Source organism: Cupriavidus basilensis (assembly GCF_008801925.2).
GTDB lineage: Bacteria > Pseudomonadota > Gammaproteobacteria > Burkholderiales > Burkholderiaceae > Cupriavidus > Cupriavidus basilensis.
In genome coordinates this window covers 3,191,212-3,217,510 of record NZ_CP062804.1, presented here as the reverse complement: position 1 = coordinate 3,217,510, position 26,299 = coordinate 3,191,212, and the positions used below count along the sequence as shown (strand labels likewise).

Genomic DNA, 26,299 nt, shown 5'->3' with positions numbered 1-26,299 from the left:
ACCATTCGTTCCCGGCCTGGGTTCCCACCGCTATCGTCTCGCCATCCAACCCTTAGCGAGACTCCCCATGCGTATCCCTTCGCCGCTGTTCAAGGCTGCCCTGACGCTGCTCACCGGCCTCACCGTACTCGCTTCGAGCCCCGCCATGGCGGACCGCCTGGATGACATCAAGAAGGCTGGCGTGCTGCGCGTGGGCGTGTTCGACGCGAACCCGCCGTTCGGCTTTGTCGAGGCCGGCAGTACCACCCCTGTTGGCCTCGACGTGGACTACGCGGCCGAGATCGCCAAGCGGCTGGGCGTCAAGCCTGAGTTCCGCGCGACCAACCCGGCTAACCGCATTGCCCTGCTGGCATCGCAGAAGGTGGACATAGTCGCCGCCAATTTCACCATCACCGATGAGCGCCGCCAGCAGATCGGCTTTTCCACGCCGTACTTCGCCAGCGGCTTGCAGTTCATCGCCAGGAAGGGCGCGCTCAAGCAGCCGGACGACCTGAAGGCCTGGCGCCTCGGCGTGGACAAGGGCACCACGCAGGAGACCACGCTGCGCCAGAAGTATCCGGACGCGCGCGTGATTGCGTATGACGATTCCCCGCTGGCGCTGACCGCGCTGCGCAGCGGCGCGATCCAGGCGTTTGCGCAGGATGGCGCCAAGTTGGGTGCGTTGCTGGCAACGTTGCCCAACAAGGATCAGTTCGAGATTTCGTCGTTCACGCTGACGCGTGAGTACATGGGCGTGGGCGTTCCCAAGGGCGAGGACCGGCTGACCGCGGAGATCGATCGCATCCTGGTGGAGCTGGAGAAGAATGGCACGGCGGCGCGCATCTACGACAAGTGGTTCGGGCCGAAGAGCACGGCGCCGCTGGCGCGGGATTTCACGATTGGCAGCGCGCTGAAGTGAGGATGGCTTCCTTGTTTTCCGGCAGGGGCTAGCCATGCAGGGACAAGCGGTCCTGCTGCAGTCGCTGCCGGCAAAGTACGTCGGCTGGATCGCGGCCGGCTTTGGCCTGACCGTGGCGCTGTCGGTGGCGGTGTTCGTGCTTGGCTGCGCGATTGCCGCCGGCTGGCTGGTGCTCGCGCGTAGCCCGATCATGCCGCTGCGCCTGGCGGCGCGCGGCGCGGTTGGCTTCCTGCGCCGCACGCCGTTGCTGGTGCAGTTGTTCTTCTGGTATTTCGGCGCGGCGCAGTTGCTGGGCGAGGGCGCCATCGGCGCGCTGTATGACTGGCAGGGATGGCGCATCGGCGGCTTGCACGTGCCCGCGCCTTCGCTGGAGGCGCTTGCGAGCCTGGCCGGGATCGGCCTTTACGCCAGTGCTTTTTATGCGCGCGAGCTCGAGGCGGGACTGGCGAATGTGCCGGCGAGCCAGGGCGCGGCGGCGCTGGCGCTGGGCTTTACGCCCGCGGCCGCATTCTGGCGCGTGGTGCTGCCGCAGGCGCTGCGCATCGCTGCGCGGCCAATGGTGGGGCAGTTTTGCCAGACCATCAAGAACACATCGCTGGCGATGGCGATCGGCTTTGCGGAGATGTCATACACCGCCCGGCAGGTGGAAACCGACAGCCTGATGAGCTTCCAGGCTTTCGGCCTGGCCACGCTGCTCTACGTCGCGCTGATCCTGCTGCTGCAGGCGGCGGCGCCGGTGCTGCTGCGCTGCCTGGGCTGGACGGAGGCCGCGCGTGCCTGATGCCGATCTCTCCGGCTGGGCTGTCGTGCTCAAGCAGTTGCCGTACCTGTTGGCCGGCACGTTCCCCAACGGTCCCCTGGCGGGCGCCGCGCTGACGTTGTGGATGGCGCTGCTGGCCTGCACGGGTGCCACCGTGCTGGGCATTGGCGTTGCCGTGCTGCTTGACCTGGCGCCGGCCCCGCTGGCACGTGCCGTGCGCGCGTTGCTGGCCTGCCTGCGCGCGATTCCCGTGCTGATGCTGGTCTTCTGGGCTTACTTCCTGCTGCCGATGCTGGCGGGCGTTCACGTGGGCGAGGTGCAGACCGTGGTGCTGGCGCTCGCGCTGATTGGCGCGGCCTACATCGCGCAGGTCATGGCGGCAGGCTTCGACGCGATCGGGCGCGGCCAGCGCAATGCGGCGCTGGCGCTTGGCATGACGCCGTTGCAGGCACTCTGGCAGGTGGTGCTGCCGCAGACGCTGCGCGCCATGCTGCCGTCGCTGGGCAATGTGTGGGTGTCGCTGGCCAAGGACACGTCGCTGGCCTACATCGTGGGGGTAGTGGAGTTGTCGACCGTGGCAACGCAGGTCAACGGGCGCAGCGTGGGCTATGCAGCGCAGGTGTTTGCCGCCGTGGCGCTGCTGTACTTTTTCATCTGCGTGGGGATAGAAAGCGTGGCGGCGCTGCTGCTTGCCGCCACGCGTAAGCAGCAGCGCCGGTCCCTATGGCATGGCGCCGCGCTTACTGCTTGTCGGCTTGCGCGTACACGCGCTCACCCGCCACCCACGTCTGGGTCACGCGGGTCTTCCAGATCTCGGCCGGCGCCACCTTGAACAGGTCCTGGTCGACCAGGATGAAGTCGGCCCATTTGCCCGGCTCCAGCGATCCCAGCGTCTTCTCCTGGTGCTCCGCGTAAGCGGCGTCCAGCGTGAAGGCGCGGAAGGCCTGGGTCAGGGTCATGGCTTCCTCCGGATGCCAGCCCTTGATCGGGCGGCCTTCGTGGTCGGTACGCGTGACCGCCGCATGCAGGCCGTAGAAGGGGTTGGCGGATTCCACCGGGAAGTCCGAGCCGCCCGCAATCACGGTGCCTTGCTTGAGCATGGTCTGCCAGGCGTAGGCGCCCTTGATGCGTTCCTTGCCGATGCGGTCCTCGGCCATGTTCATGTCGCTGGTCGCATGGGTGGGCTGCATCGAAGCGATCAGGTCCAGCTGCTTGAAGCGCGGGATGTCCGGCAGCGCAACCACCTGGGCGTGCTCGATGCGGTTGCGCAGTTCGCGGCCGCCGACTTCCTTGTAGGCCACTTCGATCGCGTCCAGCACCTGGTGGTTGGTGGCGTCGCCGATGGCATGCACGTTGACCTGGTAGCCGGCCTTGATCGCCATCTTGACGCTCGCCTGCATGGCCGCGTCGCTCATGAACAGCAGGCCGCTGTGCACGTGGTCATCCGAGTACGGCGCCATCAGCGCCGCGCCACGGCTGCCGAGTGCGCCGTCGCCGTACAGCTTGACCGCGCGCAGGTAGTAGCGGTCGTTGCCGTAGCCGGAGAGCGGGCCCTTGGCGGAGAGCGCCTTGAAGTCGTCGCCGGTGTCGCGGATCATGCCGTAGATGCGCGTGGTCAGCTTGCCCTGGTCGGCGAACTCGCGGTAGATGCGGTCTTCCTGCGCGGTCACGCCGGCGTCGCCCGCGGCGGTCAGGCCGAGCGCGTTCATGTGCGCCAGCGCGGCGGCCAGCGCGGCCCGGCGGTCGTCGTCCGAGTACGGCGGGATCACGTTGTTGACCAGTGCCATGGCCTTGTCGACCAGCACGCCGGTGGGGTTGCCGTTGGCGTCGCGCTCGATGCGCCCGCCCGCCGGGTCCTTGGTGTCGCGCGTGATGCCGGCGGCTTGCATGGCCTTGGTGTTCAGCCAGGCGGCGTGGCCGTCCACGCGCACCAGGCGCACGGGGCGGTCCGATACGGCGGCGTCCAGCTCGGCCGCGGTGGGGAAGCGGCCCAGCTTCCAGTTGACCTGGTTCCAGCCGTAGCCCAGCAGCCATTTGCGCTGCGGGTTCTTGTCGCCGTAGGCGCGGATCATACCTTGCGCTTCGGCCAGGTCCTTGGTGCCCGACAGCGAGATCTCGGTGGTCTTGAAGCCCAGGCGGAACACGTGGCCGTGCGCGTCGATCAGGCCCGGCAGCAGGGTCTTGCCCTGGCCGTCGATGCGCCTGGCATCGGGGTACTGCGCGCGCAGCGCGGTGGCGTCGCCGGTGGCCAGCACCTTGCCCTGGTCGAACACCAGGCCGGTGAAGCTAGCGACCTGGTCGTTCTTCAAGGTGTAGCCCTGCACGGATTCGATCAGCGTAGGCGCGGCGTGGGCCGACATCGTGATGCCGACGGCCATTGCCAGCAGGCTCTTGTGGATCGCGTGTTTCAAGTCAACTCTCCTTGTTGTTGTCGTACTGCGGCTGTAGGACAGCGCTTTGGTTTTCTTATGTGCTCTCAGGATGCTTACTGCTTATTGCTTGCTGCTTGTTGCGAACTGCTCTTTATTCGCCGGTCGCCGTGGCGGGAAACACGGAACCGGTTGCCTGCGTGCCGCGGGCCGGCGGCAGCGGCGGAAAATGCATGTCGGCATAGCGCACGAAGCGCGTCTTGCGCACGAGCCGGTAGCCCAGCCAGATGGCGAGGAAGATCGGGATGCCGATATAGGTGGCGGTCACTGCCACCCAGTCGATCTTGCCGTCCATGAAGGCCTGGTAGTTCTGGCCCAGCGTGACGATCAGGCACAGCGCAAAGGCAAAGATCGGGCCGTAGGGGAAGAAGGGCGAGCGATACGGCAGGCGGGAAAGGTCCAGCCCTTGCGCGACAAAGCCGCGGCGAAAGCGGTAGTGGCTGATGGCGATGCCGAGCCAGGCGATAAAGCCGGTCATGCCCGACAGGTTCAGCAGCCACAGGTAGACCGACTTGCTCTCGAACATGGAGGTCAGGAAGCACAGCGCACCCACCGCGGTGGTGGCCAGCAGCGCCGCCAGCGGCACGCCGTTGCGCGTGAGGCGTGCGAAGATGCGCGGCGCGCGCCCTTCGGTCGCCAGGTTGTAGAGCATGCGGGTGGAAGCGTACATGCCCGAGTTGCCGGCAGACAGCACGGCGGTCAGGATCACCGCGTTCATTACCCCGGCGGCAAATGCCAGTCCCGCATGGCGGAACACCAGCGTGAACGGGCTCACGCCCACCGTTTCCACATCGCTCTTGAGCAGGCTGGAATCGGTGTACGGAATCAGGATGCCGATGATCAGGATCGCCAGCACGTAGAACAGCAGGATGCGCCAGAACACCTGGCGCACGGCGCGCGGGATGTTCTTGGCGGGATCGGCCGATTCGCCGGCGGCCACGCCGATCAGCTCCGTGCCCTGGAAGGAAAAGCCGGCGATCATGGCCACGCCGATCATCGCCGGCAGGCCGCCGACGAAGGGCGCGTCGCCCGCCGTCAGGTTCACCAGCCCGGCCGGCACGCCGCCCGTATCACCGCGCAGGATGCCGAAGATCATCAGCACGCCGATGACGATAAACGCGATCACCGTCACTACCTTGACCAGCGCGAACCAGTATTCGGCCTCGCCAAAGCCGCGCACGGAGATGGCGTTGAGCAGGAACATCAGCGTGAGGAACAACGCGCTCCACAGCAGCCCGGGCGTATCCGGGAACCAGTACTGCATTACCAGCTGCGCCGCCGCCAGTTCCACGGCGATGGTCACCGCCCAGTTGTACCAGTAGTTCCAGCCCAGCGCGAAGCCGAAGCCTTCCTCCACATAGAGCGCGCCGTAGGTGGCAAACGATCCCGACACCGGCATGTACGCCGCCAGCTCGCCCAGGCTCGTCATCAGGAAGTACACCATGGCGCCGATCAGGATGTAGGCCGCCAGCGCGCCGCCCGGGCCGGCCTGCGCGATGGTGGCGCCGGAAGCCACGAACAGGCCGGTGCCGATCGAGCCGCCGATGGCGATCATGGTGAGATGGCGCGCGCGCAAGGTGCGGCGCAGGGTGGGGGAGGAGGGCGGGAGGCGGGTTGCTGGCTGGTCATGGATAGGAGGAATTGGAGCGCGGAAGCCGGATGTGCCGGTGTGGCCCGCATTGGCTGGCACCGCCGGCATCCGGCCGGGCCCGGCCAGCACAAGGCGGGATGCACGGCAGTACATTTACCGGCTGGTACATTGGGCGGCATCATAAGAGAAAACGCCGCCTGGGGAAAGGCGCGGGGCGGGGCTGCGGCGGGTTTTGCGCTGGTTGCGGTGCGGCATGGCTAGAATCTGGGGTTTGCATCCTCGCGGTATCCGGACCGATCCTCATGAACCTGCCCTTCAACGACAGCTATCTTCTACACATCGCGCTTAGCGTCGGCATCGTGCTGGCCGGCATGCTGGCCGTGAAGTTCATCAACCGCTTTTTCCAGGCCCGCCAGCAAGGGGACAAGGACAACCGCGGCAGCTATCGCACCTGGACCGTGGCTTCGCGCAATGCGGTTGCCGCGGTGGTGTTCCTGCTGCTGCTGGGCATCTGGGTGTCCGAACTCAAGAGCGTGGCGATCTCGCTGACCGCCTTCGCGGTGGCCCTGGTGATCGGCGGCAAGGAACTGGTGATGTGTTTCCTGGGCGCCTTCCTGCGCATGATGGCGCGCCCCTTCCAGCTTGGCGATATCGTCGAGATCGGCCCGCATTCCGGCGAGGTGGTGGACATGGACGCGCTCACTACCACGCTGGTGGAGATTGCCGGGGCGCGCCAGTTCACGGGGTCCACGGTGCAGATTCCCAACAGCATGTTGCTGACTGTCGCCGTGCGCAACCACTCCCAGGCGGGCAAGTACACCCTGGACACGCTGCGCATCCCGTTGCCGGAGAAGAGCGACCCGGACCGCGTCGAGGCCGACCTGATCGCGATCACGGAAGAGGTGTGCGCCGGCTTCCTGGCCGAGGCCCGGCACAGCCTGGAGGAATACGGCGGCTCGCGCTTTCTCGATCTCTCGCAGTTCGAGCCGCGCGTGATGTTCGAAGCCATGGCGGCGGACCGGCTCGATGCGCTGGTGCGGTTCCCGGTGCCGGTGGCCTCGCGGCTGTCGATCGCGCAGCAGATCCTGCGCAAGTACCACCAGCGGCGCAACGCGGAACCGGCCGCTGATGTTGCTGCTGCGGAGCCGGCGCCCGCACCCGCACAACAGGACAAGGCGGCGTCGCATTCCTGATCCTCAGGCGCGTGGCCGGACGGCAGGCGCTGTTTTATGGCTTCACTGAACGGCGTTTCGGTTGTATGGTAGCCGTGCCCCCGCCGTTGCCGGGGACGGGAATCGTAGCGAATTGTGCCAAACGAGATCGAACAACGAGGAGACCCATGAAAGCCGCTGTCCTGCATCAACCCAAGACCCCGCTGGTGATCGAAGACGTCGCCATTGGCAAGCCGGGCCCGCACGAGGTGCTGCTGCGCACGGCGGCGGTGGGTGTTTGCCACTCGGACCTGCATTTTCTAGACGGCGCCTATCCCTTCCCGATGCCGGTTGTGCTCGGGCACGAGGCGGCCGGCGTGGTCGAGCAGGTGGGTTCCGAAGTGCGCACGGTCAAGCCCGGCGATCACGTGATCACTTGCCTGTCGGCCTATTGCGGACACTGCGAGCACTGCCTGACCGGCCACCTGTCGCTGTGCGTGGAGCCCGACACCAAGCGCCGCGAGGGTGAGGAGCCGCGCCTGCTGGCGGCCAAGGGCGGGCCGATGAACCAGTTCCTGAACCTGTCGGCCTTTGCCGAGCAGATGCTGATCCACGAGCACGCGCTGGTGGCCATCCGCCGCGATATGCCGCTGGACCGCGCCGCGCTGATTGGCTGCGCGGTGACCACCGGCATGGGCGCGGTCATCCACACCGCGCGCGTGAGCCCGGGCGAGACCGTGGCGGTGATCGGCTGCGGCGGCATCGGCCTGGCCACCATCAACAGCGCGGCCATTGCCGGCGCGGGCCGCATTATCGCGATCGACCGGGTGCCCGGCAAGCTGGAACTTGCCAGGCAATTCGGCGCGACCGATGTGATCAACGCGGCTGACGTGGATGCGGTGGAAGCCGTGCGCGAGCTGACCCGTGGCGGCGTGCACCATGCGTTCGAAGCCATCGGCCTGAAGCAGACCGCAGAGCAAGCCTTCTCCATGCTGCGCCGCGGCGGCACCGCCACGGTGATCGGCATGATCGCGCCGGGCGTGAAGATCGAGATCAAGGGCACGGACTTCCTGGCCGAGAAGCGCATCCAGGGCTCGATGATGGGCTCCAACCGCTTCCCGGTGGATATGCCGCGGCTGGTCGATTTCTACCTGTCGGGCAAGCTCAAGCTGGACGAGCTGATTTCGCGCCGCATGCCGCTGGAGAACATCAACGAGGCCTTTGACGAACTGCGCCGCGGCGAACTGGCGCGCTCCGTGATCATGTTCGAGCACTGAAGCCCGGCGGCGGCCTAGGCCGCCGTTTTCCCCGCCACGCCAGCGCGCCGCCCGCAACAGGCCGGCATTGGTGCTTGGCTTCATGGCAAAAGCGCCTCCCGCTCTCCGTGCGGGAAATTCGCCACAGATCGGGGAGAAACGCACCAGAAGCCTGTGGGGCCGGGTGGCTTCCGGCTATGCCAGCGGCCGGCCCGGCGTGGCCGCCGCCGCCTCGGCTGCCCGCCGCACAGCTGCCGGGTAGCGCACCGTGAAGATCACGGCGCCGGCGAACGCAGCCACCGTCGCCGCCACGTCGACCCACAACGGGATGGCGCTGACGTATTCCGCCGCCGCGTCGGCGGCTACCATCACGGCCAGCGCGGCGGCCCACGCCAGCGTGATATGCCGGTTTACCGCCAGGAAGCGCGGCGACGCCCAGTATTCCTGGGGCACCTGCTCGCGGGCATATTGCAGCGTGAACGGGCGCCCGATCGCCAGCGAGACCACCACGATCGCCAGCAGGCCCGCATCCACCGCGAGCCGCACCGTGGCCACCGTCCATTGCGGCGCGGCGCTGATGGTATATAGCAGCAGCAACGCAAACAAGGCCAGGCTGCCAAGCTCCAGCACCTTGAGCGATTCGCCGCGCCGCCACATGCGCAGGCACAGCAACAGCGAGACCACGAAGGCCGCGGCCAGGCCGGCCAGCGGCGAGATGCTCCGCATGGCGATAAAAAAAGCGACGAACGGGGCAAATCCAATCAGCATTCCCATGCTGCTCTCCTTGGGGTGGTTTGCGGCCCGAAGCAAGCCCGGCCGCCAGGCAGTGAATGTCGATGCGTGTCTTGTTGCCGGATCAGTCCGCGCCGCACCAGTTGCCATGAAAGCCGAACGGCACGCGGTGCGAAAGCTGTACCGTGGCAACCGGCCCATCGGCAACCGCGCTGGCATCCAGCACGACCAGGTCGCTGCGCGCCTGCGCGCCCCGGTAGACGGTAGCCAGCAGCCAGCCATCGCCTTCGGCACTGTCGGCCGCGCGCGGCACAAACACCGGCTCGGAGAAGGCATCGCCCTCGGGCAACTGGTAGGTGGCGCGCTTGCCGCTGCGCAGGTCCAGGTGGGCCAGGCTGTCGTAGCTGCCGCGCACGCTGCTCTCGTACTGGCGGAACGCGTAGTAGCCATGGTGATAAGGCAGCGTGGAGAAGCGCTCGTCGAAGCGCGGGAACTCGCCCGCCGTGTCGTCCAGGTATTCGCGCGTGAACGTGTCCGACTTGCCGGCCATGTCGAAGGTCCAGCGGCACAGCCGCGCGCCGGTGCCGTTGCCGTCGGGATTGAAGATGGGGGAGGATTCATACTGCATCACGTCGGCGATGACCTTGTTGCCGGCGTCCCAGGCATTCATCACGTGAAATACGTAGCAGGCCTCGCCGCGGAACCAGCGCATCTGCGCGGTGCCGCCATTGCGCGGCATGATGCCGATGTGCGAGCCCTTTTGCGGCTCCCACACGTAAGCCGGCTCGCCGCGCATGGCGCGCTCCATGCTGCCGGCCAGCGGCAGGATGGGAAACAGCACATGCTTCTGCGTGACCAGGAAATCGTGGACCATGCTGGGAAACGGCGCTTCGAAGTGTTCAAGGCGCTGCAGCTGCCCGTTGCGATCCACCACGCCGTAGCGCATGCCGGGAGTGAAGGGGCCATCGGTCGAGTAAGCGAAGAACACCATCTCGCCGGTCACCGGGTCCACCTTGGGGTGCGCGGTCATCGCGCCAGTGAGCTTGCCGCCGTAGTCGACATCGCCGCGCGTGGCCAGGGTCTGGGCGTCCAGCTCCACCGGCAGGTCGGCTTCTTCCAGCGCCAGCAGGCGGCCGGCGTGGCTGAGGATATTGGTGTTGGCCACGCCGCCGTTTTGCCCGAGCACTGACGGATCGGTGGTGGCCGGGTTGCCCCAGCTGCCGAACAGCGCCTGCCCCGCGGCCTGCTCGCGCTGGAACTTGTTGGTGCGTACCCAGCGGTTGCGGTAGCGCACGCGGCCGTCTTCCATGTGGAAGGCGTGCACCATGCCATCGCCGATGAACCAGTGGTAATGCGCATCGCGCGGGGCGTACTGCGGGTTTGGCCCGTTGCGGTAGAGCGTGCCGCGCAGCGCGCGCGGCAGCTCGCCAAGTACCGGCAGGTCGGGCGCATCGCATTCCATCAGGATGGGGGCGAAGTTGCCGCTGAGATAGGGCGTGGACGGGAACGGCTGGCTCATTGGGAGCTCCTTTTGCGCTGCTGCCGGATTGGCGTTGGCGTAGCTGGGGGGACGGGTTCGCTAACGGCTTTGCGATCTGCTTCATGACCTGCTTCCAAGCTGGCGTCGGGCATGGGCGCGCGCATGCCGGCAGCCAGCAGCCGCAACATCTCCGCGTGGATGACGCGGAAGTCGGGGTCGCCGGGCAGCTTGCCGGCCAGGCGCAGCATCACCAGCCCGTGGATCGAGGCCCAGATCACATAGCTCAGCACCTGCGGGTCGCCATGGATCAGGCCGCGCTGCGCCATGGTCTCCAGATGCGCGCTCATGGTGCGGCGCGCACGCGAGCCGGCGCGCTCCAGGTCGGGGTAGCGGTCGTCGTCCGGCTGGGTCATGTCGAACATCAGCCGGTAGGCATTGGGCTCGGCAAAGGCAAAGGCGAGATAGGCCTCGCCCACCGCGCGCGCGCGTTCGCGCGGCTCGGCAACGCTGGCGCCTGCGGCTTCAAGGGCGGCGGCGAAACGGTCGAACGCGGCGGTGCGCACCGTCGCCAGGATGTCGTCCTTGTCCTTGAAGTAACGGTAGGGCGTCATCGGGCTGCAGCCCAGTTCCTCGGCGAGCTGGCGCATGCTCACGCTGGCGACGCCGCCTTCGACGAAGCGCCGCTCCGCTACCGCGCACAGGCGGGCCTTGAACGCGTCGATCTCTTCCTGGGTGAGGTTTCTTGCCATGTCTGGTGCGGTAAGGCGTTGCTTCGGAAACGATAATTTACAGTGTAGATTTACGATGTAAATAGTCAAGGAAAGAATGGAAGGCAACTCTGCCCGCTAGTTGCCCGCACGTCATTGTTCGCCGCATGGGACAATCCCCCACATTGACGCGCACGACTCACGAGGCGCGCCACGTGGCACGGGGATGGCGAATGAAGACGATCGAATGGAAGGACTGGGAAATTTTCTGCCGGGTGGTGGAGGGCGCCAGTTTCACCAAGGGGGCGGATCTGGCCGACGTGCCGAAGTCATCCGCCAGCGCGGCGGTGTCGCGGCTGGAGGTGCAGCTGGGCGTGCGCCTGTTCGAGCGCACCACGCGCCGCGTGCGGGTGACCGAGCGGGGCCAGCAACTCTACGACCGGGTTGCGCCCCTGTTTAACGAGCTGCGCGAAATCAGCGCCGAGGCAGTGTCGGTCAGCGAGCAAGTCAGCGGAACGCTGCGCATTTCCACACCCTACGAGGTTGGCTCCCTGCATATCTCGCCCATCCTCACACAACTGCTGCGGCTGCATCCAGAGCTGCGCGTGCAGGTCGATGTGAGCTGGGAGCAGCCCGACCTGGTCGGGCAAGGCTACGACCTGGCCTTTGTGACGACGACCACCGGCCTGCACGACAGCTCCTTTGCCAGCAAGCGGGTAGTGCGCATCGAGCGCGGCTTTTTTGCCGCGCCAGCGCTGATCCGCGCGCGGGGCCTGCCGCGCACGCCACAGGAGCTGGCCGGCTGGCCCCTGCTGGGCGACGCCGAGGACCGGCGCTGGGAGTTCCTGCGCGACGATGTGGAGGTGGCCAGCATGGCGGTGGAGCCGCGCATGCGCACGCAGAGTGCGGAGATCCGCCTGAAAGCCGCCACCGATGGCCTTGGCGTGGCCCGCCTGTCGCCGCGCTACGCGCAGGATGAACTGGAGCAGGGGCGCCTTGTGCGGGTGCTGCCGGCGTATTCGTCGTCGCCGCTGAAGGTGTTTGTGCTGATGCCCGCGCGCAAGCTGATGCCGGCCAGCGTCAGGGCATTTCTCGATGTGCTGGAGCGCACCCTGGGCGCCACGAATCAGCAAGGCGCGGTTGGCGTGGGGATCACCGGCTGAGGCCGCGCTGCGACCGGGGCCGGCTCCGCAGCCTCAATACGCCTGGTCGCCTGTCCTGATCTCCAGCCCCAGTGTTTCGGCCAGGGTGGTCATTTCCTCATCATCCTCGGCGCGGGCGATCCAGCCTGCATAGGCATCGCCATCGGTGTTCCAGTTCCAGAGCGTGATGCCGGCCAGCCGCAACTGCTCATGAGCCAGTTCCATCAGCTCGGGCACGCTGGCTTTCTCCAGGAACTCCTCGTCCTCCGGATCCTCCACGCCCCAGTCCAGCTCGATATCGACCCTGGCGCACAGCTCATCCATGCAACTGATGAAAGATGAGGTGTCTTTCCAGTCCACGTAGAAGCCCGCTTCCCAGTCGATCACGTCCTTCAGGATCCAGAGCAGTTCCTGGCCCTCGACCACATCCGCGTCGTCCGAGTTGGCGAGGGCTTCGTCGAACAGCATCTGGTGCTTCTCCACCATGGCTGCGTCGTCGAAGTCGATCAGCTCAATCAGGCGCCAGAGCGCCTCGCGCGCCTCGTTACTCAGTTCGTCGCTCATTGCATCAGCCCTCCATCGGTGCGGCGCCGGCTCGGCGCATTGAAATCGGAAAAGGTGTTGTCCAAGGATGAGCTTGCGCTCAGCCGGCAATGCGCAGGATCTCGCGTTGCCCGCGCGGCGTCACGCGCAGCGCGCGCGATGTGGTCGTGGGCTCGATCCAGCTGTTGGCCATCATGTTATCGAGCAGCGCCGCGCCAAGCGCGCCGCCAAGGTGCGGCTTGCGCTCGCTCCAGTCGGGGCAGGTGCAGGCAAACTGCCGCCGCTTGCGGCGCGCGAGATCCAGGTCCACGCCAAGCTGCACCATGCCCGCACTGCCGCTGTCGGTGAGGTCCACTGCCGTGCCGTCCACCACGATCCAGTTGGCATGCGACATGCGCTCGAACAGGGAAACCGCCAACTCGCCCGCCAGGTGGTCGTAGCAGGTGCGCGCCTGGCGCAAGGCCGCCGGCGCGGTACGCGACGCGGGCACCGCGCGCACGCGCGGCGGCTGGCTGGCCAGCGACGCACTGGCGAGCGCCTCGATGGCGACACCGATCTCCGGCGTGGCGAGCCGGTAGTAGCGATTGCGCCCGCGCGTCTGCACGGCGAGCAGGCCACCCTCACTGAGCCGCGCCAGGTGACCGCTGGTGGACGATGCCGACAAGCCGGCGATGGCCGCAAGCTCGCCGGCCGGGCGGGCGCTGCCGTCCATCAGCGCCCACAACATGGCGGCGCGTCCCGGGTCGGCAAGCAGGCCGGCCATCTGGCTGATGCTGGGAGCGTATTCCATAGTTCATTCCGCAGTGAAGCAACGAATGCAGTATAGACGCTCGGGGGACGATAGCTGACCTCGGACATTAAAGTCCTTGCTAGACATCAAAGTCCTTGCAGGGCATTAGAGTGCTTACGAAATGTATTAGCGGCGTCCCGGTTACCGCCGTCCTTGCCATACGGGAAGCGCCCTTCCAGCTTTTCCCCGCTCTTCAGAGCGCACTCCTCGCGTCGGTCCACCTTCAGTCCACTCGCCGTCTTCCTTCCTATCCTGCTCCCATCTTCGCGCTCTTCACCCTCACATCCCTGCACGTCCCCCGTTCCACACACGCCCTGCTCGGGAAAGCACAGCGCTGCGCTGGGCTGGGTTTGTGCGAATACCGCACAAATACTCGCGCCAGCCTTCCTCCAAAAGCAGCCTCCATTCGTGGGGAATTCTCCTCGCCTTGCCCACGTTGAACGCCTGAAGTGCTCATCCGCGCAAATCATGGGGTGCTCGCGAACCTATATTTCTATGCAGGCACACAGTCCTGTGCGAGCGGCTAGTCGGCCGTCCTCGCAACCTCCATGCTAGGAGTAAGCGTGTCCCATGATGTAAAACGACTGAATGATTTTGGCGGCGGTGTGCATGCCGTCGGTACCCTGGATTTCCTCATGCGATTCTGGCGAAAGTCAGACCTGCCGGCAGGGCCACCTCCCCACGCCGGCGCATTGACATGCCCGGTGGCGGACTCCTGCTGGGAGCGCCTACCGCAAGATTTCGCTCCAGCGACCATCCGCTTCGACCGCGAGCAGGTTGGTACGCACCCCATCATCTCGACAAAACTCTCACTCGGCGAGCTGGAGATTGTCTGGCTCGCTGACGCTCAAGACCCAGATGTCTGGATGGCCATCGACTTCTGGAAGCGGATGAAGGTCGTGCCGATTGTGCTCGGCGTCGGCGAGCACGGCGAAGAGTGCTACCGATTCTTCCTGCCGACAATGCCAGCTGATGTTCATGTGACGGACGAGCCGGAGGCTGCGACGGACGGATGCGGCGATGCAGAGCCATGGACAAGCATGATTGCGTTCTGCGAAGCCCACGGCGCAGCATTCCCGCTTGTCTCGACTCGGGTACCGCTTCTCCCGCGGCCAGCAGGTTTCAAGGCCATCAAATACCTGCTCTGTCATCGGGATAGCGCCAATTGAACTTGACGAGGGCTGCTAGGCGGCCCTCGTCTTTACGCTACGTGTCCAAAGAGGCGTTGCGGTCGCCCACGGCAGCATGTCTGCCCAAGCTGCCCAATCGCTAGACTCGCATACATCAAAATGTCGCGCCTCCGCTCAATCGGAGTCAGGGTCGCCTTACCGCTGTGGCTACGACGGGGCGTTTCCGACACGGTCGATACGAATAAATGAAGTTGCGTTGCTCGTCCCCGAGTTCAGGTCGAAGAGGCACTACATAAGATTGCCGCGTCCGTTCGACGAGCGCAGAGCGGCAGCCAGGGTGTGATTTCGTCAGCGACTCCCAACTGGGCCTTGTTCGCGGACTTTCAGATGTTGTGTTCGTCGCAGAGTTCGCCGAGTTGTAGGGCTGCGGCCGTCTTGTGTCCCTGTACATGAGGCGCGAGAAGTACGGGCCTCATACCTCTGTTTCGCCTAGTGGACTACTTGGCCAGTTATTTCGAGTGGGGCTCCTCTCTGTCGGAGTTCATATGGAGAGGAAAACTCATACTGAGTCGGTGTGCTCAGGAGGGAATCTTGGCTCGATGCGTGGCTGACATTCGAGAACCGGACCCTTGACCGAGACCCGCCTCTGAAACCTGAGCAGCGCAACCGAGCGAGTGCATGCCAAGACCTGTCCGTCCTGGCTGCCAGTCCGCGAAGCGGTCAACATACGCGCGAGAGTCCATTATGAAGATCGCAGATAGGAAGGATGGTTATTCCGGTGAAATCTATTTCCGAGAGATTCAAAGGGAATAACCTAGTTCATATCCTCACGTAAGCATATGCAATATCTTGGGAGGATATCTCTCTTGAGAGTTGCAATCTTTTGTGAGGATATGCTCTTTGAGATATGAAAGGGATAGCCGAAGGCCCCCTGTGCGTAAGCTTGGGTGTCGCCTTCCTCCAGCCAGATTTGCCAGGATCCGACAGTCATTCGAGTCACGCGCTATCTTCGCCCGCGTGCCGGTCGTCTCAACTCTTTCCCACAGAGACCGATATCCCCCCGTCGCTGCCGTATCTAGCCGACCAACGAGGCGGTCACCACCGAAGCCTTTCATACGGAAAGGGCGGCCCTAATGTCGGGCGGCTCGTGCTCGGCCGACGTGTGACATGAGTGTATACGTGTGTGGAGGTCGCATGATTTAGATTGAATTGTTTTGCGCGTTGGAGCGCGAAGTGTGTAGAAAATCGAAGGCTTTCCGGTAATTGGAACTACTGTCGATTCAATACGTTGCGGACCCGGGCCGCCGGGTAAAACGAGCGAACAGGCGCTGTTGATCCGTGGCAGCCACGCTGGGGCGTCAACGAATTTTGCCAGCCGATCCGCTTCGATGCTCAATGAGCCTTTGGTGAGGGCAATATTGAATGCTGTGATTGAGGGCGCCGGGCCTTCCTGCTTCCTAGTATTCAGTGCGAAGTTCGCCCTTTCCGCAGCAGCTGCCAGTCGTTCCAGGAGTTCGTAACCTTTGTGGCGCAGCTTCGTGAGCCATAGCTGCCTTTTCAGTACTCGGAGTGGCTGCTCATCAGGCTGATGAGATCCTCCCGAATTTGCATCACGCTTGGCGAAGCCGCCATGTCTTTCCGCATGATAAACACAGTGCGCCCCGCCGGGAACGAGATTCCGTGGCGCACCGAACACACCATGCCTAGCTGCGCGTAGTGCCGTACCGCACTTTCCGGGGCCACGGTAAGCAGCCTGCTATTCGTCACCACGCACAAGTTGGTGTGGAAGGAGAACGATTCGACCTTGGCACGTGGTGGCAAGATGCCGGCCGACAGGAAGGGCTCCTCAAACACCTGGCGCGTGTGCGCGCCACGTGGCGCTACCACCCAGTCCAGTTCGCGTAGTTCAGCCAACCCGACCATACGCTTGCGGCCCACCGGGTGGTCTAGTGCGCAAGCAATAGCAAGGCGCTCGTCCCATAGTGGCGTCACCAACAATTCGCTCGTCGCAGGCTCTTCCAGATCGGGCCCAACCCGGCCGACCATGCAGTCGAGGTCGCCACTGCTGAGCATCGCGAGCAGCCCAGCCACGGTGGACTCATGCACGACAAGCCTTGGGCTGTCGGGCCGTTCGGTAATAGCCGCCAGCAGCTTCGGCAGCGCAACCACGCCGACGAGCGGCAGCACGCCCAGCCGCACTACTGGTATCGGCGGCGCTTCTTCCATCGACTGCGCCGCTGCCGCAAGCGCACTGAGCGCGATGCGCAAGCGGTCCAGCGCCACTAGCCCTGCGGGGGCCAGCGCCGCGCCGCGCGTGTTGCGTGCGACCAGTTCTGCACCGAAAGCGGCCTCCAGGTCTTGCAGCATCTTGGTGGCTGCCGGCTGGCTAAGCGCCAGTTGCTCGGCTGCCGTCGACAGAGATCCGTGCTCCGCCACCAGTTCGAGGAAGCGCAAATGTCGGATACTATCGCGGCGAAGACCATGCCACGCGTGTCTGATCCTGGAAAGATCTTCATCTCATGCAAATGCGGATTTTCCGGACACGTGAGGGCTGAGTTTGCTGGTAAGCCCATCTCGATGGGCGATGTAGCCAGGGTGTCTAGATATGGTGAACCTTGGATGCGCGAGTACGCCAGGCTTCGCCGTCAGGGTAATCTGGCCTCCGAGATTGCGGTAATGATGGGCGTCACGCAATCCAACTTGGTCTACTGGGATAGGCTGCTGAAGTCTGAAGCGAACGCTCTAAGTCCGGAGGAACGAGCGGCCCTGCGGAGCGCGTGGCTTGCCGTTCTGGAGGAGATCGCGCCTCAGCATCCCAAAGAAGCCTTGCAAAATAGCCGCTCGCTGTATGACCGTATATTTGCTGGGGATCGTTCATGGTTGCAGGAAACCATGGCTGCGTACCGTAAAAAGCACAATCATCCGCTAAGAATGATGGCCGATTGGAAAGCTCGGGACGAAGAGTATCCCGAGGAACTGGTGGCTGCCGCTTCACGTTTGCTCAGGATGGGAAGGGTGCGAGCGTTGACAACGACCGGGTTGCTAAAGGAAGCAGGTATCAGTCAGAGCGTCCTGCGGTGCTATGCCAGACTGTTGCCGAACACTATTGCCACCCTGTCACGTCTGACGGAAGGCAACGTGTGGAAGCCGCTGCGACAGGTCGCCGCTGTTCACTAACCTGTGGAGTCAGTGGTTCGTCCAGCCGCCCCTTGGGGCGGCTTTTTCTTGGGCGTCCTCCTCGAGGTTGTGCTTGAAATTGCCCTAAAGAGCGTATTTTCGAGTAAAACATTCCGAAAGCACTCTAATGTCGGGGGCGTAAACGCTCTGAAAGTACTATTTGGAAGGGGCGTTGGGAGGGTGCCTATATATGTCAGGGACTTAGCGGCGTTGTCGCAAGATCTTTAATGTCCGAGGTCAATAGCGGTGGCCGCCGCACACGTGCGCGCGGAAAGAAAAGTGATCTCCGGCATTCCTCGCGAAGCGGCGGCGTCAGGACTCAGCCTGCCTTCTGGCAGGGATCCGAGGTAACGGAGCACCTAGCGCAGGTTCATCGTGCTTTTGGCTTCAGCTTGCCAGCCAGCCGCATGCCGTCTCGAAAGCTCATGCCCAGCAGGGTCAGTTGCAAGGCACCCATTGCCAGTTCGATGGCCTGGACGACGTAGAACGAGGTATCGAACGCACCGGCCTGCGCCTTGGCGCTCAGGAAGAGCGCGCAGGGCAACAGGACCAGCAGGCCGTTCGCGGCGATCAAGGGCATGCGCTTCTTCTTGCCGTCCACGATGCGGCCCTGCCTGTGCCGGGAGAGGGCAAAGCCGGTCGCCCCGGTGGCGGCCATGGCCGTAATCAGCAGCACCAGCCCGTACACCACACATTGCTTGACCAGCGCCACGGCAGCGTGGTCGAGGAACGCCTCGGAGATGAGTGTCGACGTCCAGAAGGTGGCAACGGTCAGCATTGCCACGCTGCCGGCGATGCCATGCACGATCGGCTTCATGGATCTTCTCCTTCCGCTTTCAAAGATTGACAACCAGTTTCCATCAATGGAAACTGGTTGTCAATGTGGGTTCGGTAGGAGATTGTAAGGAAGCGCAAGGGCGCCAGCATGCCGGGCGCCTCTTGCCGTCGCCCCTCTTGACCGTGCTTTCCCGGGCGCGTGTGCGCTATGCGCCGGCGTCCACTTCGGCGTCGACCTCGGCATGCATCGCAGCAAGTCCCTCGATCACTCTGGCGGCGGCCTCCAGGTCGGCCGCGCTGAATGCGGCAGCAAGCTTTGCCGCGTGCTCCCGCCACTGCCGGTCCACTGTGCGGTAGGTGCGTTGGCCGCGTTCGGTGAGCACGTATAGCGGCGAGCGCTTGTGCATGGGGTTGGGACGCGCTTCGATGAAGCCCTCGTCGGCAAGCAGATTGAGTTGCTTCAGTGCGCCTTGCCGGGTTACGCCCATATTGGCCGCGATCTGCGGTGCGGTCAGTGATTTGCCGGCAAGCGCAAGCGCGCCGAGCATTTGCCAGCGCGCGCTCGTCAATCCCTGCGGGGCCACGAAGCTGTCGCCCCAGGCCAGGAGCCGGCCGTTGAGCTGAAACACCGACAGGACGATGCTGGTCAATTGTTCGCTCTTCTGAATTCGCATGAATGTCCTTGTAATTGACAACCAGTTTACGATGCTGGGGTGAATTGTCAAAGGCCCGTACGCTTGACGGGCATGGCATCCCCCGGCTTGGCTGCCCGGGTCCGCATTCCACATTTCACATCGTCATGAAACGTCGAGCGGCGCGCGACGGCATACTGCTTGTGTGCTCTCGATCCGCCACCCCATGCCTTTGCCGACCGCTATGCCGATGCCGTCCGACCCGCTTTGCGCCGTGACACACCCCGATCCAGCGCCGTACTACCGTACCCTTGCCGCGCAGCGTCCGTTCTATCGCGACGAAGCGCTCGGGCTATGGGTTGCCGCCGGCGCGGCCGAGGTGCAGGCCGTGCTGACCCATCCCGCTTGCCGTGTGCGGCCGCCCGCGCAAGCCGTGCCGCCAGCGCTCGCGGGCAGCCCGGCCGGCGCGCTGTTTGGCGGCCTGATCCGCATGAACGATGGGGACTGGCATGCGCCGCTAAAGGGCGTGCTGCGCAAACACATGGCGTGCCTGGCGCTTGCCGGCATGGGGGCGAGGGTGTCGGCGCTGGCGCAGGATCTGCCGTTTGACGCCGTCCGGCCCGGTGCCGCCGTGAACCACTGGATGTTCACCTTGCCGGTGCTGGCGGTAGCCGATGCACTTGGATTGCCGGTGACCGGTAAGCCATGCGTAGCGGACCATGTGGCAGCCTTCGCGCGGGCCATGTCGCCGCTGGCGAGTGCGCAGGAGATTGCCGCGGGGAGCGAGGCCGCCACATGGCTCCAGGCCTGGATGCGCACGAGCCTGTCATCCGCGCCGCCGCTGGACGCACTGGTGCAGGAAGCGCTGGCGGCCGGCGTGGCGCGGGAGATCATCGCAACCAATGCGATCGGCCTGCTGATCCAGGCATGCGAGGCCACCGCCGGCCTGGTCGGCAACATGCTGCTGTGCCTGGGCCGGGATACGTCCCATGGGCGAGAGCTGCCCGCGTTGGACTGCGTGGCCGCACGCGTGCTGCGGGAGCATCCGCCGGTGCAAAACACCCGGCGCTTCCTGGCGGCCGATGTTCGCCTGTGTGGAGCGCAACTGAAAACGGGCGATGCGGTGCTGGTCGTGCTGGCGGCAGCCTCGCTCGAACAGAGCGAGGCTGCGACGCCCGCGCCCTGGACCTTCGGGCGCGGCCGCCATGCATGTCCCGGCGACGCGCTGGCGTCTACGGTGGCGCAGGCCGTGGTGGCCGCGCTGCTGGCGCGTGGCGCGGATCCGGCGCCACTGGCGCGCGCGTTCCGCTATCGGCCATCGGTCAACGCGCGCATTCCGCATTTTCTGTGAAGCAAGTCGAGTCAAGTCAAGTCGAGTCAAGTCAATAGGACCCCACCATGATTGCAGTCATCTTCGAAGTCGAGCCGGCCGAGGGCCGCAAGGACACGTACATGCAGATCGCCGCGCAACTGCGGCCCACGCTGGAGGCCATCGACGGCTTTATCTCGGTGGAGCGCTTCCAGAGCCTGACCAATCCGGGCAAGCTGCTGTCGCTCTCGTTCTTCCGCGACGAGGCCGCGGTCATGGCGTGGCGCAATACCGAGGCGCACCGGCTGGCGCAGTCGGCCGGGCGGGGCGGCGTGTTCGCGGGCTATCGGCTGCGCGTGGCGCAGGTGCTGCGCGACTACGGCCTGCATGAACGCGACGAGGCGCCGGCGGACAGCCGCGCCGTGCACGCACCTATCGCGGCGTCCGCGTCGCCGGCACAGTGAGGGCGGCATGGAATCGATTTTCCTGAATGGGCAGACCACGCTGATCGGCTTTACCTTCTTGCTTGCCGGGCTGGTCAAGGGCGTGGTGGGGCTTGGGCTGCCTACCGTGGCGGTAGGGCTGTTGGGGCTGGCGATGCCGCCGGCGCAGGCCGCGGCGCTGCTGGTCGCGCCTTCCATGGTCACCAACGTCGTGCAGCTCTACACCGGGCCGCGGCTTGGCGAGCTGGCACGGCGGATGTGGCCCTTGCTGGCCGCGATCTGCGTGGGCACGTGGCTGGCCGCCGCGCTGCTGCCGCCTAGCCTGATGGTGCATGCCACCGCATGGCTGGGCGCGGCGCTGGTGCTGTACGCGGTGCTGGGGCTGGTCGCTTTCCACCCCAAGGTGCCGCCGGCGGCCGAGGGCTGGCTGGCGCCGCTGATCGGTGTGGTCACCGGCGCGATCACGGCGGTCACGGGCGTGTTCGTGATTCCGGCCGTGCCGTATATCCAGGGGCTGGGCCTGGACCGCGAGACGCTGGTGCAGGCGCTTGGCTTGTCGTTCACGGTGTCCACCATCGCGCTCGCGGTGAGCCTGGCGATGCATGGCGCGCTGTTGCACACGCCGGTGCTGGGGGCGTCGCTGCTGGCGCTGGTGCCGGCGCTGGCCGGCATGTTCATCGGCCAGTGGCTGCGCCATCGCATCAGCGCGGCGCGTTTTCGCAAGCTGTTTTTTTGCGGGCTGCTGCTGCTCGGGACCGAGCTGGCGCTGCGCGGGTTGTTCTGATCGGGATGGCGGCGAAGGCGCATTCTTTCGGGGTTGCGCGGCGCGTCGTGCGGTAGGAATGCGCCCAGGTGGCGCGGTTTGCACGCAATTGGGCTGACAGCGCGTCCTTGCGCGCGGCATACTGCCTGTTGCGCTGCGGCGAAACACTGCGCATCCAAGCCGGATGCGCACCGCAGGCCGCGCATTCCCGCAACCCCGCGCTGGAGATGCCGCCAATGGCATATCGCCGATGACACGACGCAATCGCAGCGGCACCAAGCTCTGGAATACCCTGAGCAAGATCGCCACCCGCAACGTCCGGCGTGCGCAGCGCACGGTCACGAAGTCCGCGATCCGCTCGGCGGTCAAGCAGGGCGAGGCGATGAGCAAGGCGGCGCAGCGCGTGCTGACCGGCGTTGCCTCGCCGGTGCCAACGCCGGTCAGCCGTGGCGGTGGACGCTGGGAGGAGGGCAGCTGGGGCCTGGGTCCGCTCGTGCAGCGCCGTTACCGGCTGTTTATCCCACCGGGCGTGAGCGCGTCGCGCCCCGCGCCCTTGCTGGTGTTGCTGCACGGCTGTGGCCAGGATACCGCCAGCTTTGCGGCTTGCACCCGCGCGGCTACGCTGGCGCGCAGCGCGGGCTGCGTGGTGCTGATGCCGGAGCAATCGTCGCAAGCCAACGCCCAGCGCTGCTGGAACTGGTTCCGCTCCGCGGCGCGCGTGGTAGCCGAGGCCAGCCTGTTGATGTCGATTGTCGAGCATGTCTGCCAGCAGCAACCGGTTCGCCGCGAACGCGTCTTCGCGCTTGGCTTGTCGGCGGGCGGGGCCATGGCGGTGATTCTGGGGCTGCGCTACCCGGACCGCTTTGTCGCGGTCGGCTCGCATTCCGGCGCGGTGCCGCTCAGCGCGTCCAACGCCGCGCAGGCGGCGCGCGTGATGCACGGCAAGGGCGAGCCGGACGTGGATGCGGCGCGGTTTCAACTAGCCGGGCGCCGCCCGCCGCCGTTGTTGCTGCTGCACGGCGATGCCGATCATGTGGTGCACTTCGATAACGCGCTGGCCAGCGCCGCGCTCTGGCAGCAACTGCTGCCGCAGCCGCCCGTGCTGGCAAAGCCGCGCCGGGTCCAGCGCGGGCAGCGCCGTCCCTACAGCATCTTTCCCTGGTCGAGCGAGGGCGAGCCCTACATCCGGCTGGTGCGCATCGAAGGGCTGGGGCACGCGTGGAGCGGCGGCCCGTCCAGCCAGGCCTTTGCCGATCCGAGCGGCCCGGATGCATTGCGGATCGCGTGGCAGTTCTTCATGCAGTGCCTGGCGGCGCGCCAGCGTGCCGCGCCGAGGCGGGTGCGCAAGGTGGCCGCCTGACGACTTGCCTGGCTAGCGCGATTGCGGCGCTTCGATTACCACATCGCTCTCGGGATACGCCACGCAGGGCAGGATGAACCCCTCGTCGCGCTCGTCGTAGCTCACGCCCGGCCACTCGATGCGGTAGCCGATGCGCCCGGCGGCCAGCCGGCACAGGCAGGTGCGGCAGGTGCCGTTGCGGCAGGAGCTTGGGAATTTCAGGCCGGCCTGCAACGCGGCTTCGAGCAGCGTCTGCGTGGGCAGGGCGGGAAAGGTGCTGCCCTGCGGCTCCAGGCGGGCGACAAACGCTGCCGGGGCCACCGGGGCTGTGGTGATGTCGTGGCTCATGACGGTGCTTGCCCCTCGTCGGCTGCGGGAAAGCGCGCTCGGCCATGGGTGGCGTCGCGCAGCGCGGCCCGGGCCGGTGCCAGCAGGCTGGCCGGCAGCCGGATGGTCAGCCGGGCGGCCGCGCCGTGTTCGGCATGCGCCAGCACGTGGCTCTCCTGCTCGATCCAGCGGCGCACGCGGGCTTCGTCGGCGTAGTCCACCTCCGCCACCAGCTCCGCATAGGCGATGCGCTCGATGCGCTGTGCATCCTTGAGCGCCACGGCAATCGCGTCCGTATAGGCGCGTACCAGCCCGCCCGCCCCCAGCTTGACGCCGCCGTAATAACGCACCACCGCCGCCAGCACGCCTTCCAGCTCATGGTGGCGCAGCACTTCCAGCATGGGCCGGCCTGCGGTCCCGGATGGCTCGCCGTCGTCAGACATGCCCGACTGGCCCCCCGCAAGCAGCGCCCAGCAGACATGGGTGGCGGTGGCGTGGTCGGCGCGCAGGCGCGCCACTTCGGCCATGGCCGCGGCGCGGTCTGGCACGGGTAATGCAAAGCCGATGAAGCGGCTCTTGCGGATTTCCAGGTCTGACTGGACGGGAGAAGCGAGGGTGTAGGTCGGCACGGGTTGGGCCGCGTCACGGTGCGCGATGCGCGGCGCCGGCGGGCGGAAAGCTAAAAGGAATCGGGGCACCGGATCGGGGCCTGCGCCAGTGTACCGCAGCCGCCCCGGCCGCCCGGATTGTGCGGGAGGCATCCTGGATGTCTGCAAGTTCAGTCAGTTTAAACAAGCTGTAACAAATCATTCATAGGATACGCATCGGCCTGAACGCTGCGCGGTTGTCCCCACGTGCGCGTCGCACGGCAGCGCGCACGGCGCGCCGCCCAATCCTTCACATAACGAAACGGGAAAGAAGAATGCTCGACAAACCGGACGCATCCCGCCGCAAGGCGCTTAAATTCCTGGCTGGCGCCCCCATGCTGCCGCTGGGCCTCGGCGCTACCGCCTTCCTGGTCGGTTGCGGTGGCGATGGCGACGCCGTAGCCGCAACGGCGCCGACGCCCGTCACGCCTGCCGGCGCCACGTTTACGACCGCCGAATTCACCGGCATGGCCGCGCCCTCGTTGGCCAACCCGGCCGCGATGGCTACCACCACGGTGGGTTCCAGCCTGAAGGTATCGTTCAGCGACGGCAGCAGCCAGACCTACAAGCTGGCCTACCAGCCGTTCTTCATCACCGGCGACATGGTCCCGGACGGCAAGGGCGGCAGCATCCTCGCCGGCGGCTACTTCGACATCAACAACCAGCCGATCATCGACAAATCGGTGGCCGGCAAGGAACGCCAGTTCTACTCCGACTCGCCCGACGGCACCTCGCTGCTCAAGATCGACGGCGCCAAGGTGGCCGGCGTGAAGGGCAACACGGTCTTCGCCGTGGTCCAGTTCGAGTACACCACGCGTGACCAGGCTGGCGCCAGCGCCTACGGCCGCCTGCCGTCCCCGATCGGCGTGCTGACGCTGGACCAGGACCCCGCCACCGGCAAGCTGACGCTGGTCAAGTACCACAACGTCGATACTTCGTCGGTCAATGGCCTGTGGATTACCTGCGGCGCCAGCTTGTCGCCGTGGAACACCCACCTGTCGAGCGAAGAGTACGAGCCGGACGCCTTCACGGCCAGCACCAACGCGCAGTTCCTGGCGTTCAGCAAGAACCTGCTCGGCACCGCCAGCGTCGTGGCCAACCCGTACTTCTATGGCCACATGCCTGAAGTCACGGTCAATGCCGACGGTACCGCCAGCATCAAGAAGCACTTCTGCATGGGCCGCATCTCGCACGAGCTAGTGCATGTGATGCCGGACAACCGCACGGTGCTGATGGGCGACGACGCCACCAACAGCGGCCTGTTCATGTTCGTGGCCGACAAGGAAAAGGACCTGTCCGCCGGCACGCTGTACGTGGCCAAGGTGGGCGCGGGCTTCTCCATCGACCCGGCCGCCCCCGGCGCCGACCTGACGTGGGTCAACCTGGGACACGCCACCAGCGCCGAAGTCGAAGCCATGGCCAAGTCCAACCTGCCCACCGACATCATGGACGTGCGCACGACCGACCCCGCGGACCCCACCTTCACCAAGATCTTCGTTGGCGGCACCGCCAACTGGATCAAGGTCAACCCGGGCAAGGAGAAGGCCGCGGCCTTCCTGGAAACCCATCGCTACGCCTACCTCAAGGGCGGCAGCATGGGCTTTACCAAGATGGAAGGCACCACCGTCAATATCAAGGACAAGGTGGCCTACTCCGCGCTGCAGAACATGATCGACTCGATGGTCGTCAACAACGCCAAGGGCTGGAACGCACAGAGCAACATCACGATCCCCACGGCGCTCAACGCCGGTGGCGTGATGCAGCACAACCTTGCCGGCGGCCAGAAGGATCTGGGCGGCGCCGCCATCAACAGCGAATGGGTGCCGGTGCATACCAAGGCCCTGATCGTGGGTAAGGACATCAGTGCGGACGCGCTCGGCAACACCGCCGATCCGGACCAGATCGCCAACCCGGACAACCTCAAGTTCTCGGAAAAGCTGCGCACCTTGTTTATCGGCGAGGACAGCGGCCAGCACGTCAACAACTTCCTGTGGGCCTACAACGTAGACACCAAGAAGCTGTCGCGCGTGCTCTCGACCCCGGCTGGCGCGGAATCCACCGGCCTGCATGCGGTGGACGAGATCAATGGCTGGACCTACATCATGAACAACTTCCAGCACGCGGGCGACTGGAGCAGCCTGCACGCCAAGGTCCAGGCCACGCTGGATCCGCTGGTGCGCGCCAACTACAAGGACCGCTTCGGCGCCGCCGTCGGCTACCTGACGGCCGATACCACGAGCGTCAAGACCACTAAGGCGTAAGCGCGGGACAGCTAT

25 protein-coding genes are annotated in these 26,299 nt (G+C 65.6%); 13 read left to right on the top strand and 12 right to left on the bottom strand.

Annotated elements, in window-relative coordinates; genetic code table 11:
• Window positions 1-67 precede the first annotated feature (67 nt).
• The 3 genes from F7R26_RS35250 to F7R26_RS35240 are packed head-to-tail and all read left to right on the top strand — an operon-like array spanning window position 68 to window position 2,490.
• Window positions 68-898 (top strand): ABC transporter substrate-binding protein, encoded by an 831-nt coding sequence (locus tag F7R26_RS35250; protein WP_150985138.1) that lies wholly within the window; start codon window positions 68-70, stop codon window positions 896-898.
• Window positions 899-932: 34 nt separating this feature from the next.
• Window positions 933-1,679 carry an amino acid ABC transporter permease gene (locus F7R26_RS35245; RefSeq protein WP_150985140.1) on the top strand — a complete coding sequence of 249 codons (747 nt, stop codon included), beginning with the start codon at window positions 933-935 and terminating at the stop codon, window positions 1,677-1,679.
• The gene (locus F7R26_RS35240) at window positions 1,672-2,490 is read left to right on the top strand and encodes an amino acid ABC transporter permease (protein WP_150985142.1); all 819 of its coding nucleotides are present in this window, start codon (window positions 1,672-1,674) and stop codon (window positions 2,488-2,490) included. Before F7R26_RS35245 ends, F7R26_RS35240 begins: the two co-directional genes overlap by 8 nt.
• Here the strand turns inward: F7R26_RS35240 and F7R26_RS35235 are convergent.
• Together F7R26_RS35235 and F7R26_RS35230 are read right to left on the bottom strand one after the other, a co-directional pair.
• Entirely contained in the window at window positions 2,399-4,036 is a 1,638-nt protein-coding gene (locus tag F7R26_RS35235) for an amidohydrolase (RefSeq protein ID WP_150985305.1), read from the bottom strand. The two genes, F7R26_RS35240 and F7R26_RS35235, sit on opposite strands and share 92 nt — an antisense overlap.
• 145 nt (window positions 4,037-4,181) lie before the next feature.
• The gene (locus F7R26_RS35230; RefSeq protein WP_416351379.1) at window positions 4,182-5,804 is read right to left on the bottom strand and encodes an amino acid permease; all 1,623 of its coding nucleotides are present in this window, start codon (window positions 5,802-5,804) and stop codon (window positions 4,182-4,184) included.
• Between the two features lie 176 nt (window positions 5,805-5,980).
• Here F7R26_RS35230 and F7R26_RS35225 point away from each other — a divergent pair, with 176 nt between their 5' ends.
• Both F7R26_RS35225 and F7R26_RS35220 read left to right on the top strand, forming a co-directional pair.
• Window positions 5,981-6,871, top strand: coding sequence for a mechanosensitive ion channel family protein (locus F7R26_RS35225; RefSeq protein WP_150985146.1), 891 nt, complete (start codon window positions 5,981-5,983; stop codon window positions 6,869-6,871).
• 146 nt (window positions 6,872-7,017) lie between these two features.
• Complete coding sequence (locus F7R26_RS35220) at window positions 7,018-8,106, top strand: Zn-dependent alcohol dehydrogenase (protein ID WP_150985147.1); 1,089 nt, start codon at window positions 7,018-7,020, stop codon at window positions 8,104-8,106.
• 174 nt (window positions 8,107-8,280) lie between these two features.
• Here the strand turns inward: F7R26_RS35220 and F7R26_RS35215 are convergent, their stop codons facing one another.
• The 3 genes from F7R26_RS35215 to F7R26_RS35205 form a co-directional block, all read right to left on the bottom strand.
• Window positions 8,281-8,859, bottom strand: coding sequence for a hypothetical protein (locus F7R26_RS35215; protein ID WP_241754658.1), 579 nt, complete (start codon window positions 8,857-8,859; stop codon window positions 8,281-8,283).
• Window positions 8,860-8,941: 82 nt separating this feature from the next.
• Window positions 8,942-10,336 (bottom strand): carotenoid oxygenase family protein, encoded by a 1,395-nt coding sequence (locus F7R26_RS35210; RefSeq protein ID WP_150985148.1) that lies wholly within the window; start codon window positions 10,334-10,336, stop codon window positions 8,942-8,944.
• The gene (locus F7R26_RS35205; protein ID WP_150985150.1) at window positions 10,333-11,046 is read right to left on the bottom strand and encodes a TetR/AcrR family transcriptional regulator; all 714 of its coding nucleotides are present in this window, start codon (window positions 11,044-11,046) and stop codon (window positions 10,333-10,335) included. Before F7R26_RS35205 ends, F7R26_RS35210 begins: the two co-directional genes overlap by 4 nt.
• Before the next feature lie 191 nt (window positions 11,047-11,237).
• Between F7R26_RS35205 and F7R26_RS35200 the strand changes: the two genes are divergently transcribed.
• Window positions 11,238-12,167 (top strand): LysR family transcriptional regulator, encoded by a 930-nt coding sequence (locus F7R26_RS35200; protein WP_150985152.1) that lies wholly within the window; start codon window positions 11,238-11,240, stop codon window positions 12,165-12,167.
• A 33-nt stretch (window positions 12,168-12,200) separates the two neighbouring features.
• Here the strand turns inward: F7R26_RS35200 and F7R26_RS35195 are convergent, their stop codons facing one another.
• A complete protein-coding gene (locus tag F7R26_RS35195) occupies window positions 12,201-12,710 on the bottom strand; it encodes a DUF6630 family protein (protein ID WP_150985153.1) in 510 nt (169 codons plus the stop codon).
• Between the two features lie 79 nt (window positions 12,711-12,789).
• Entirely contained in the window at window positions 12,790-13,479 is a 690-nt protein-coding gene (locus F7R26_RS35190; RefSeq protein ID WP_150985154.1) for an ArsR/SmtB family transcription factor, read from the bottom strand.
• 563 nt (window positions 13,480-14,042) lie between these two features.
• Here F7R26_RS35190 and F7R26_RS35185 point away from each other — a divergent pair.
• Window positions 14,043-14,648 (top strand): hypothetical protein, encoded by a 606-nt coding sequence (locus F7R26_RS35185; protein ID WP_150985155.1) that lies wholly within the window; start codon window positions 14,043-14,045, stop codon window positions 14,646-14,648.
• A gap of 1,518 nt (window positions 14,649-16,166) precedes the next feature.
• Here the strand turns inward: F7R26_RS35185 and F7R26_RS35180 are convergent.
• Window positions 16,167-17,063: a LysR family transcriptional regulator gene (locus F7R26_RS35180; protein ID WP_241754657.1), complete on the bottom strand. Its 897-nt coding sequence runs from the start codon at window positions 17,061-17,063 to the stop codon at window positions 16,167-16,169.
• Here F7R26_RS35180 and F7R26_RS35175 point away from each other — a divergent pair, their 5' ends adjacent.
• On the top strand, window positions 17,064-17,786 hold the full coding sequence (locus F7R26_RS35175; RefSeq protein ID WP_150985158.1) for a TnsD family Tn7-like transposition protein: 723 nt from the start codon (window positions 17,064-17,066) through the stop codon (window positions 17,784-17,786).
• 370 nt (window positions 17,787-18,156) lie between these two features.
• Here F7R26_RS35175 and F7R26_RS35170 read toward each other — a convergent pair whose 3' ends face one another.
• Together F7R26_RS35170 and F7R26_RS35165 are read right to left on the bottom strand one after the other, a co-directional pair.
• A complete protein-coding gene (locus tag F7R26_RS35170) occupies window positions 18,157-18,603 on the bottom strand; it encodes a hypothetical protein (RefSeq protein ID WP_150985159.1) in 447 nt (148 codons plus the stop codon).
• A gap of 166 nt (window positions 18,604-18,769) precedes the next feature.
• Window positions 18,770-19,213 (bottom strand): MarR family winged helix-turn-helix transcriptional regulator, encoded by a 444-nt coding sequence (locus F7R26_RS35165; protein WP_338404727.1) that lies wholly within the window; start codon window positions 19,211-19,213, stop codon window positions 18,770-18,772.
• Between the two features lie 226 nt (window positions 19,214-19,439).
• Between F7R26_RS35165 and F7R26_RS35160 the strand changes: the two genes are divergently transcribed.
• From F7R26_RS35160 to F7R26_RS35145, 4 genes are all read left to right on the top strand, one after another.
• Window positions 19,440-20,546, top strand: coding sequence for a cytochrome P450 family protein (locus F7R26_RS35160; protein WP_150985160.1), 1,107 nt, complete (start codon window positions 19,440-19,442; stop codon window positions 20,544-20,546).
• Window positions 20,547-20,593: 47 nt separating this feature from the next.
• Entirely contained in the window at window positions 20,594-20,968 is a 375-nt protein-coding gene (locus tag F7R26_RS35155; protein WP_150985161.1) for an antibiotic biosynthesis monooxygenase family protein, read from the top strand.
• Window positions 20,969-20,975: 7 nt separating this feature from the next.
• Window positions 20,976-21,731: a sulfite exporter TauE/SafE family protein gene (locus F7R26_RS35150; protein WP_150985162.1), complete on the top strand. Its 756-nt coding sequence runs from the start codon at window positions 20,976-20,978 to the stop codon at window positions 21,729-21,731.
• 229 nt (window positions 21,732-21,960) lie between these two features.
• On the top strand, window positions 21,961-23,070 hold the full coding sequence (locus F7R26_RS35145) for an extracellular catalytic domain type 1 short-chain-length polyhydroxyalkanoate depolymerase (protein WP_150985163.1): 1,110 nt from the start codon (window positions 21,961-21,963) through the stop codon (window positions 23,068-23,070).
• Between the two features lie 12 nt (window positions 23,071-23,082).
• Here the strand turns inward: F7R26_RS35145 and F7R26_RS35140 are convergent, their stop codons facing one another.
• Window positions 23,083-23,397 (bottom strand): 2Fe-2S iron-sulfur cluster-binding protein, encoded by a 315-nt coding sequence (locus tag F7R26_RS35140; protein ID WP_150985164.1) that lies wholly within the window; start codon window positions 23,395-23,397, stop codon window positions 23,083-23,085.
• Window positions 23,394-24,005, bottom strand: a complete 612-nt coding sequence (locus F7R26_RS35135) for an IMPACT family protein (protein ID WP_150985165.1) — start codon at window positions 24,003-24,005, stop codon at window positions 23,394-23,396. Before F7R26_RS35135 ends, F7R26_RS35140 begins: the two co-directional genes overlap by 4 nt.
• Before the next feature lie 293 nt (window positions 24,006-24,298).
• Between F7R26_RS35135 and F7R26_RS35130 the strand changes: the two genes are divergently transcribed.
• Window positions 24,299-26,284, top strand: coding sequence for a PhoX family protein (locus tag F7R26_RS35130; RefSeq protein WP_150985166.1), 1,986 nt, complete (start codon window positions 24,299-24,301; stop codon window positions 26,282-26,284).
• Window positions 26,285-26,299 lie beyond the last annotated feature (15 nt).